At 66.8% G+C, this 9,345-nt stretch carries 7 protein-coding genes and 1 riboswitch; all 7 genes read left to right on the plus strand.

The genetic code is table 11. The features are described from left to right. Positions 1 to 106: 106 nt before the first annotated feature. Positions 107 to 1,180, plus strand: coding sequence for a LysR family transcriptional regulator (locus ACRDUX_RS31955; protein WP_526420054.1), 1,074 nt, complete (start codon positions 107 to 109; stop codon positions 1,178 to 1,180). A 103-nt stretch (positions 1,181 to 1,283) separates the two neighbouring features. Continuing rightward, positions 1,284 to 1,374, plus strand: a riboswitch (glycine riboswitch). Between the two features lie 258 nt (positions 1,375 to 1,632). Continuing rightward, on the plus strand, positions 1,633 to 4,440 hold the full coding sequence (gene gcvP / locus ACRDUX_RS31960) for an aminomethyl-transferring glycine dehydrogenase (RefSeq protein ID WP_526420044.1): 2,808 nt from the start codon (positions 1,633 to 1,635) through the stop codon (positions 4,438 to 4,440). Then, entirely contained in the window at positions 4,437 to 5,552 is a 1,116-nt protein-coding gene (gcvT, locus tag ACRDUX_RS31965) for a glycine cleavage system aminomethyltransferase GcvT (RefSeq protein ID WP_526420046.1), read from the plus strand. Before gcvP ends, gcvT begins: the two co-directional genes overlap by 4 nt. A 22-nt stretch (positions 5,553 to 5,574) precedes the next feature. Continuing rightward, entirely contained in the window at positions 5,575 to 5,979 is a 405-nt protein-coding gene (gcvH, locus tag ACRDUX_RS31970; protein ID WP_526420048.1) for a glycine cleavage system protein GcvH, read from the plus strand. Continuing rightward, on the plus strand, positions 5,976 to 7,244 hold the full coding sequence (gene glyA, locus ACRDUX_RS31975; protein ID WP_526420050.1) for a serine hydroxymethyltransferase: 1,269 nt from the start codon (positions 5,976 to 5,978) through the stop codon (positions 7,242 to 7,244). The genes gcvH and glyA overlap by 4 nt, the downstream gene beginning before the upstream one ends. 4 nt (positions 7,245 to 7,248) lie before the next feature. Further along, complete coding sequence (locus ACRDUX_RS31980; protein WP_526420052.1) at positions 7,249 to 8,634, plus strand: L-serine ammonia-lyase; 1,386 nt, start codon at positions 7,249 to 7,251, stop codon at positions 8,632 to 8,634. A gap of 61 nt (positions 8,635 to 8,695) precedes the next feature. After that, a partial coding sequence (locus tag ACRDUX_RS31985; RefSeq protein WP_526420056.1) for a pyridoxal 5'-phosphate synthase lyase subunit PdxS occupies positions 8,696 to 9,345 on the plus strand: 650 nt, incomplete at its 3' end.

Consider the following 9,345-nt stretch of genomic DNA (forward strand, 5'->3'; position numbering starts at 1 on the left):
ACCGTAACCAACGCTGACATGGACCGGCAAGGGCGTCGCGTTCACGATCTGGCATCTTGTGATAGTCGGCGACTATGAAGGAGCGCAGATGAGAAGCGAAGTTTTGATGCAGCAGCTGGAATACTTGGCGGCACTCGCGAAGGCCAGGCACTTCGGTCGGGCGGCATTGGCCTGCAACGTCAGTCAACCGACCTTGTCGGTGGCCATCCGACGTCTGAAGCGCGGACTGGGCGTACGCCTGGTTCTGCGAGCACAGCGGTTCGAAGGCTTCACCGACGAAGGCATTCGTGTCGTGGCGTGGGCTCAGCGCATTCTCGCTGAACGCGATGAACTCCTCGCCGATGTCGAGCGTATGAGGGGCCGGCTTACGGCGGCCGCGCGCGTGGGTGCGATACCTACGTCGATACCATCGAGTCCGCTGCTCACTGCCCGATTTTTGCACGACAATCCGGCTGCATCGATCCGCATCGAAGCCAATTCGTCCCGGGAGATCATCGCTCGGTTGACGAACTTCGAGATCGACGCCGGTCTGACGTACCTGGACGACGATATCCCCTCTGACTTTCGGCGCATCGAGCTTTATCGCGAGCAGTACGTACTGCTCGCGTCTTCATCCCACCCGTTGATGGGGCAGGACGAGGTCCGCTGGGCCGATGCGGCGACACAGCCACGGTGCACTCTGACGACCGCGATGCGCAATCGACGAATCATCGACGCCAACATGGCCTTTGAAGGAGCAGATTTCGAGCCGGTGGTCGAAGCCGACACCGTGGGAGCACTGTTCGCCCACTTGACCAACACCGAGCTCGCCACCGTGGCATCGCACTCGTGGCTGTACGCCTTCGGATTGCCGCCCGGAATCTCGGCGCGGCCGCTTCGCAGGCATACAACGGGCCCCGCAGTCGGATTGGTCGTCCTCCACCGATCGTCGCCGGTGCGCTCGCACGGGCGGCCCGCGAGACGGATTTCACGGCGACCTTGCAGTCGACGCTCGATCGGTGGCTCTTGCCATGATCGCCGTGGAGATCTCGGCCGTGGAGACGCACGCCGCAACCGGAGAGGCCCTGGGACGAGGTTCTGCGTTCCACACGCCGGCGACGACCCCCGTGACGCGACGTTGGTCAGGGGGCGTCGCGTCGATGCTGACGCCCCGAGTCATTGGCCACACCACCAGCATTGACGTCCAGTGGTTCCTGTCGTTGCGACTCATCGCTTTTCACATCGAGTAGTGACAAACCGCGCACCCGCTGTGTAGCGTCACGCATCACAACTGAATACGCCGTTGATGCGCAGCGGGAGAACCTCCTTCGGGAGGCGCCGTAGGAGCAAATTCCTCCCCGGGAATCTCTCAGGCCCCAGTACCGCCGCGCGGAGGCAACTCTGGAGAACAGCACTGGTCACACGGCCGGTACTTACCGAAGGTGTAGAGCCCGCCGAAAGGCGTGCTCGGACTCTCAGGTTTCAGGACAGAGCGGGGAGGTGTCCCTTTAGCGATGTCCGGTGCGGTCCGGGCACTGTCGAAACCGGAGCCACCTTGTGTCAGCAAGTCCTCGCGTCACGGCGCAATCCGCCGCTTTATCAGGCGATTTTCCCTCCCGTCACATCGGTCCGACTGCGTCGGCGACGCAGCACATGCTCGACAGCCTGGGATATGACTCCCTCGACGCTCTGATCGACGCTGCGGTTCCCCAGCAGATCCGAAACCGCGAGGTCCTGGCCCTGCCTGCCGCGCGATCCGAACAGCGGGTCCTGTCCGACCTGCGCGCGCTGGCCGAGCGGAACGACACCCGCGTGCAGATGATCGGGCTGGGCTACCACGACACCATCACCCCGGCAGTGCTGCGCCGCAACATGCTGGAATCGCCGGCCTGGTACACCGCCTACACCCCATATCAGCCGGAGATCTCCCAGGGCCGGCTCGAAGCGCTGCTGACGTTTCAGCAGGTCATCGAGGATTTGACGGCGCTTCCGCTGGCGGGGGCGTCACTGCTCGACGAGGCCACCGCCGTGGTGGAGGCAATCCTGCTCATGCGTCGCGCCAACAAGGCCAAGTCCGACGTGGCCCGGATCGTGGTCGACGCCGAATGCCTACCCCAGACGCTGGCTGTGATTCGCGGGCGAGCTGCCGCGGTCGGTATCGACGTCCACGTCTCGGACCTCGGACACGGCCTGCCCGACGGGGATCTGTTCGGTCTCGTCCTTCAGGCACCGGGTGCCAGCGGCGTGGTCCGCAAACTTCGGCCGCTGATCACCGCGGCGCACGAGCGCGGTGCGCTGACCGCCGTCGCCGCCGACCTGCTGTCGTTGACCCTGCTGACGCCGCCCGGTGAACTGGGTGCCGACATCGCGGTGGGCTCCGCGCAACGCTTCGGTGTGCCGCTGTTCTTCGGCGGACCGCACGCCGGGTACATGGCCGTGCGCAGCGGTCTGGAACGGATGCTGCCAGGACGACTGGTCGGGGTCTCGATCGACGCTGACGGCGCCCCGGCCTACCGGCTCACGCTGCAGACCCGCGAACAGCACATTCGACGTGACAAGGCGACCAGCAACATCTGCACCGCGCAGGCGCTGCTCGCCAACGTGGCGGCGATGTACGCGGTTTACCACGGCCCAGAAGGGTTGCGCGCCATTGCCGAACGCGTGCACGCCCACGCCAGGACCATCGCGACGAGCTTGCACGCCGCGGGCCACCACGTGGTGCACGACGCGTTCTTCGACACCGTCCTGGTCCGTGTCGCCGGCCAGGCGCGCGACATCGTCGAACGTGCCGAACTCGCGGGCATCAACCTGCGTCTCGTCGATGCGAACCACGTCGCGATCGCCTGCGACGAGTGCACCACCGAGTCCGTGGTGGCGAAGGTCAACGCCGTGTTCGGTGGCCGCGAGCCGCGGGCCCTGGAGTGGCAGCTGCCGACCGCGGCGCTTCGCACGTCGGAGTACCTCCAGCACGACGTCTTTCACGCACATCGCTCGGAGACCGCCATGATGCGGTTCTTGCGGAAGTTGTCGGACAAGGACCTCGCCCTGGACCGCACGATGATCCCGTTGGGTTCGTGCACCATGAAACTCAACTCCGCCGTCGAGATGGAGCCCATCAGCTGGCCCGGCTTCGCGGGCATCCACCCGCACGCACCCCGGGATCAGACCCTGGGCTACCAGAAGCTGATCGCCGACCTTCAGAACTGGCTGGCCGAGATCACCGGGTATGACGATGTCTCGTTGCAGCCCAATGCCGGATCCCAGGGCGAGCTCGCCGGGTTGCTCGCCATCAAGGCCTACCACGAAAGCCGCGGCGGATTCGACAGGGATGTCTGCCTCATCCCGCAGTCGGCGCACGGCACCAACGCCGCCTCGGCGGTCCTGGCGGGCATGCGGGTCGCGGTGGTGGCGACCGCCGCCAACGGCAACATCGACCTGGATGATCTACAGGCCAAGCTGCAGGTTCACGACGGCTGCGTCGCCGCGATCATGCTGACCTACCCGTCGACGCACGGCGTCTACGAGGAGGACGTGCGCACCGTGTGCGAACTCGTCCACCAGGCCGGTGGTCAGGTCTACGTCGACGGCGCGAACCTCAACGCGCTGGTGGGTCTAGCCAAACCGGGTGAGTTCGGCGGCGACGTGTCACATCTGAACCTGCACAAGACGTTCTGCATCCCCCACGGCGGTGGCGGGCCCGGCGTGGGCCCTGTCGCGGTACGCGCGCACCTGGCGCCGTTCCTGCCCGGCGACCCCCTTGGCGACGGCACGGCGGGGAGTCCGGTGTCGGCGGCCAATCACGGGTCGGCGGGCATCCTGCCCATCACCTGGGCCTACATCGCGCTGATGGGCGCCCGCGGGCTGACCGATGCGACCAAGTCGGCGGTGCTCACTGCCAACTACCTTGCGACACGCCTCGATGCGCACTTTCCCGTGCTCTACACCGGGCCCACCGGCCTGGTCGCACACGAGTGCATCCTGGATCTGCGCATACTGACCAAGCAGACCGGCGTCACCGCCGAAGACGTCGCAAAGCGGCTGATCGACTACGGATTCCACGCGCCGACGCTCTCCTTCCCGGTGAACGGGACGCTGATGATCGAACCCACCGAGTCCGAGGATCTCGGTGAACTCGATCGGTTCATCGACGCCATGATCGCGATCCGCAGTGAGATCGACCGCGTCGGAGAGGGCGTGTGGCCACTGGAACGCAGCCCCCTGCGCCAAGCGCCCCACACCGCCGAGCAGATCACCGCCGACGACTGGGACCTGCCCTATTCGCGCCAGCTGGCCGCCTTCCCCGTCGCGTCCCTGCGGGCTGCGAAGTACTGGCCGCCGGTGCGCCGGATCGACGGCGTGCACGGCGACCGCAATCTGGTCTGCTCCTGCCCACCACCGGAAGCCTTTGAGAAAAACGATGATTCGGCTCCGATCGTCGAACTCCAGGAGGTCTTCGCATGAGCACCACGACGACGACGGTGTCCCCACTGCTGGCCGAACACCAAGCCCTCGACGCTCACTTCACCGACTTCGCCGGTTGGCAGATGCCGCTGAAGTACTCCAGCGAACTCGCCGAGCACCACGCCGTCCGATCCACCGCGGGATTGTTCGATCTGTCCCACATGGGAGAGATCTACATCAGGGGCACCCAGGCGGGAGACCTGCTCGACCACGCCTTGGCCGGCGAACTCTCGAAGGTCACCGTCGGTTGGGCGAAGTACTCCCTGCTGTGCGACCCCGCCGGCGGAGTCATCGACGACCTGGTGGTCTACCGACTCGCCGGAGACGAGTTCCTCGTGGTGGCGAACGCGTCCAACGCCGCGACCGTGTCCGGTGAACTCGTCGACAGGGCGAGGGGGCTCCACGTCGAGGTCGACGATCAGTCCTGCGGTACGGCCCTGATCGCCGTGCAGGGACCCAAGTCTGCGGACATCGTCACCCGGCTCGTCCCAGGTGAGCAGGCGTCGCTCGTCGAGTCCCTGAAGTACTACGCCTCGACCCCGGCGGAGGTGGCCGGGATCGACGTCCTGCTGGCACGTACCGGCTACACCGGCGAAGACGGGTTCGAACTGTACGTGCCCAACCATCAGGCAACCCGACTGTGGCAGGAACTGCTGTCGGTCACCACCGAACATGGCGGCACCGCAGCAGGACTCGCATGCCGCGACAGTCTGCGCCTGGAGGCGGGCATGGCGCTCTACGGTCAGGAGCTGACCCGCGAGACGAACCCCTTCGAAGCCGGGTTGGGTCGCGTGGTGAAGCTGGACAAGCCCTTCGTGGGCAGAGACGCGTTGCGGCAGGCCTCCGAGAGGCCGATCGAGCGCCGACTCGTCGGGCTCGTCGGCACGGGCAGGCGTGCCGCCCGCGCCGGACACACGCTGTACGGTCCCGCGGGCCACGAACCGATCGGCACCGTCACCTCCGGCGCACTGTCCCCGACACTGGGCTACCCCGTGGCCCTCGCCTACCTCGACACGGCGTTCGCCGAGCCCGACACCGAGGTGACCGTCGACATCCGCGGCACCAAACAACCGTTCACCGTGTCGCGTACCCCGTTCTACCGCCGGTCCTGACCGCATACTTCAAGGAGCCACCATGCCCAACCCCGCCATCCCCGATGATCGTGGTTACACCGAAGAACACGAGTGGGTTTCGCTGCTACCGGGTGCCGACCTGCCCGACGGGCCGGTGCGCGTCGGCGTCACGTCGATCGCCACCGAATCACTCGGTGAGCTCGTCTACGTCGACCTGCCCGAGGTGGGCGCCGAGATCGTCGCAGGCGAGTCGTGCGGCGAAGTCGAGTCCACCAAGACCGTGTCCGAGCTCTATCCGCCCGTCAGCGGCCGGGTGGTCGAGGTCAACGACGCCGTCCTGAGCGACCCCAGCATCATCACCGCAGACCCCTACGGCCAGGGCTGGTTGTTCGCCGTGCAGGCGACCGCCACTGGAACCCTCCTGACCGCCAACGAGTACGCCGAGAAGAACGAGATGAACGCATGAGTGTCCTGAACCAGCAACTGGCGGAATACGATCCCGACGTCGCGACCCTGATCGACAAGGAGCTGCAGCGCCAGCGCACCGGTCTCGAGATGATCGCCTCGGAGAACCACGCACCGCTGGCGGTCATGCAGGCGCAAGGCTCGGTGCTCACCAACAAGTACGCCGAGGGTTATCCGGGACGTCGGTACTACGGCGGCTGCGAGCACGTCGATGGCATCGAGCAGCTGGCGATCGACCGCGTCAAGGCGCTCTTCGGCGCCGGGTACGCCAACGTCCAGCCCCACTCGGGTGCCACCGCCAACGCCGCGGTGATGCATGCTCTGATCAAGCCAGGCGACACGATTCTCGGACTGTCCCTGGCGCACGGGGGACACCTCACCCACGGGATGAAGATCAGCTTCTCCGGCAAGCTGTACACCGTTGCCGCCTATGGTGTCTCGGAGAAGGACTACCTCATCGACATGGACGAGGTCGCCGCCGCCGCGCGCGAACACCGTCCGCAGCTCATCATCGCGGGGTGGTCGGCCTACCCCCGACAGCTGGACTTCGCGCGGTTCCGCGAGATCGCCGACGAGGCGGGCGCATACCTCATGGTCGACATGGCCCACTTCGCCGGCCTGGTCGCCACGGGCCTGCATCCCTCGCCGGTGCCCCACGCGCACGTGGTCACCTCCACGACGCACAAGACCCTCGGTGGCCCCCGTGGTGGCATCATCCTGACCAATGACGCCGACATCGCCAAGAAGATCAACTCGGCGGTGTTCCCCGGTCAACAGGGCGGCCCGCTGGAACACGTGATCGCCGGCAAGGCAACGGCCTTCAAGATGGCCGCCGAGCCCGAGTTCGTCGAACGTCAACAGCGCTGCATCGACGGTGCCAGGATAATCGCCGAACGCCTCAGCGCCGCAGAAGCCAAGGAGGCGGGTATCTCCGTGGTCACCGGCGGCACCGACGTCCACCTGGTCGTCGTCGACCTACGGGACGCCGCCATCGACGGTCAGCAGGCGGAGGATCGACTCGACGCCATCGGGATCACGGTCAACCGCAACGCAGTGCCGTTCGACCCGCGCCCTCCGATGGTGACGTCGGGGCTGCGCATCGGCACGCCCGCGTTGGCCGCCCGCGGCTTCGGCACCGAGGACTTCGCGACCGTCGCCGACCTCATCGCCCGTGCGCTGGTCGCCGACGAGGGTTCCGACACTAAGGAACTCGCCGCCCAGGTGCGCTCGCTGGCCGACGCATACCCGCTCTACCCGGGCCTGTAGGACCATGACCATCAGCGTGTTCGACCTGTTCTCGGTGGGCATCGGACCGTCTAGCTCGCATACGGTCGGTCCGATGCGTGCCGCGGCGCGGTTCGTCGACAATCTGCGGGTGCTGGCCGCGCTCGAGGACGTCACCTGCGTGAGCGTCGACCTCTACGGATCCCTTGCCGCCACGGGCGCAGGGCACGGCACCCTTCCCGCGGTCCTGCTGGGTCTCGAGGGCTGCCGTCCGGAGGAGATCGACACCGACGACATGGAAGGTCGTCTGCAGGCCATTCGTGACACGGGCCGGATCTGCCTCGGCGGCGAGCGCTCGATCGCCCTGGCCGAAGACGAGATCAACCTTCACCCCCAGACCAGTCTTCCGTTCCACCCCAACGGGATGCGGTTGACGGCGTTCACCGGCGATTACGCCGAAGTGCACCGCCAGACGTACTTCTCGATCGGTGGCGGGTTCGTCGTCACCGAGGCGGAGAGCGGGCAGCAGTCAGCCGCACCGAGCCAGGGCGCGGTGTCGTTCGGTTCGGCAGCCGAACTGCTCGCCCTGGCGGAGACCCATGGGTCGTCGGTGGGCGACGTCATGTTCGCGCACGAGCGCGCTCTGCGCCCCGAATCCGAGATCCGCGACCGGCTGCTGCACATTCGCGACGTGATGATCGAGTGCCAGAATCGCGGCATGCGGCGCGACGGTTTGCTGCCCGGCGTGCTGCAGGTGCGCCGCCGCGCGCACCGCTGGTTCGAGCAGTTGCAGGCCGAGGATCCGGACCGCAAGCCCGAATTCGCCGAAGACTGGGTCAATCTCGTCGCGTTGGCGGTCAACGAGGAGAACGCCTCCGGCGGACGGGTCGTCACCGCACCGACCAACGGCGCGGCAGGCATCATCCCCGCCGTGCTGCACTATGCGCTGCACTACACCAAGGCCGGTGTCCGCGACCCGGACGGCACCGCCGTGCGCTTCCTCCTAACCGCAGGCGCGATCGGTTCGCTGTGCAAGGAACGCGCGTCGATCTCGGGCGCGGAGGTCGGTTGTCAGGGCGAGGTCGGCTCGGCGGCGTCGATGGCCGCCGCGGGGCTGGCCGAAATCCTGGGTGGGACACCGCAACAGGCCGAGAACGCCGCCGAGATCGCCATGGAGCACAGCCTGGGGCTGACGTGTGATCCCATCGCCGGACTGGTCCAGGTGCCCTGCATCGAGCGCAACGCGATCTCGGCGGGCAAGGCCATCAATGCGGCCAGGATGGCGCTGCGCGGTGACGGCACCCACCGGGTCAGTCTCGACCAGGTTCTGGAAACCATGCGCGTCACCGGCGCGGACATGCTGACCAAGTACAAGGAGACCTCGATGGGTGGTCTCGCGATCAACGTGTCGGTGAGTTTCGTCGAATGCTGATGAGGTGAGCGTGTCTGACGAAGAGGACAAGACGATCGGTTCGGCGCGGGTGAAGCGTGGGATGGCCGAGATGCTCAAGGGCGGCGTCATCATGGACGTCGTCACACCCGAGCAGGCCCGTATCGCCGAGGGCGCTGGAGCCGTCGCGGCCATGGCACTCGAGCGGGTGCCCGCCGACATCCGCGCCCAGGGCGGGGTGTCACGAATGAGCGACCCCGACATGATCGAAGGCATCATCGCCGCGGTCACCATCCCGGTGATGGCCAAGGCCCGGATCGGTCACTTCGTCGAGGCGCAGATCCTGCAGAGCCTGGGCGTCGACTACGTCGACGAGTCCGAAGTGCTGACTCCGGCGGATTACGCCAATCACATCGACAAGTGGAAGTTCACCGTCCCGTTCGTGTGCGGTGCCACCAACTTGGGCGAGGCGATGCGACGGCTCACCGAGGGCGCGGCGATGATCCGTTCCAAGGGCGAGGCCGGCACCGGCAACATCGTCGAGGCCGTCCGCCACCTGCGTTCGATCCTGGGCGACATCCGCAAGCTCACCGTGGCCGACGAGGCCGAGCTGTTCGGCTGGGCCAAGGAGCTGCGCGCGCCGGTTGAGCTCGTGCACGAGGTCGCCGAGCGCGGCGAGCTGCCCGTGCCGCTGTTCTGCGCGGGCGGTATCGCCACCCCGGCTGACGCCGCGCTCGTGATGCAGCTCGGCGC

This window comes from Mycobacterium sp., from assembly GCF_050701675.1.
Lineage (GTDB): Bacteria > Actinomycetota > Actinomycetes > Mycobacteriales > Mycobacteriaceae > Mycobacterium.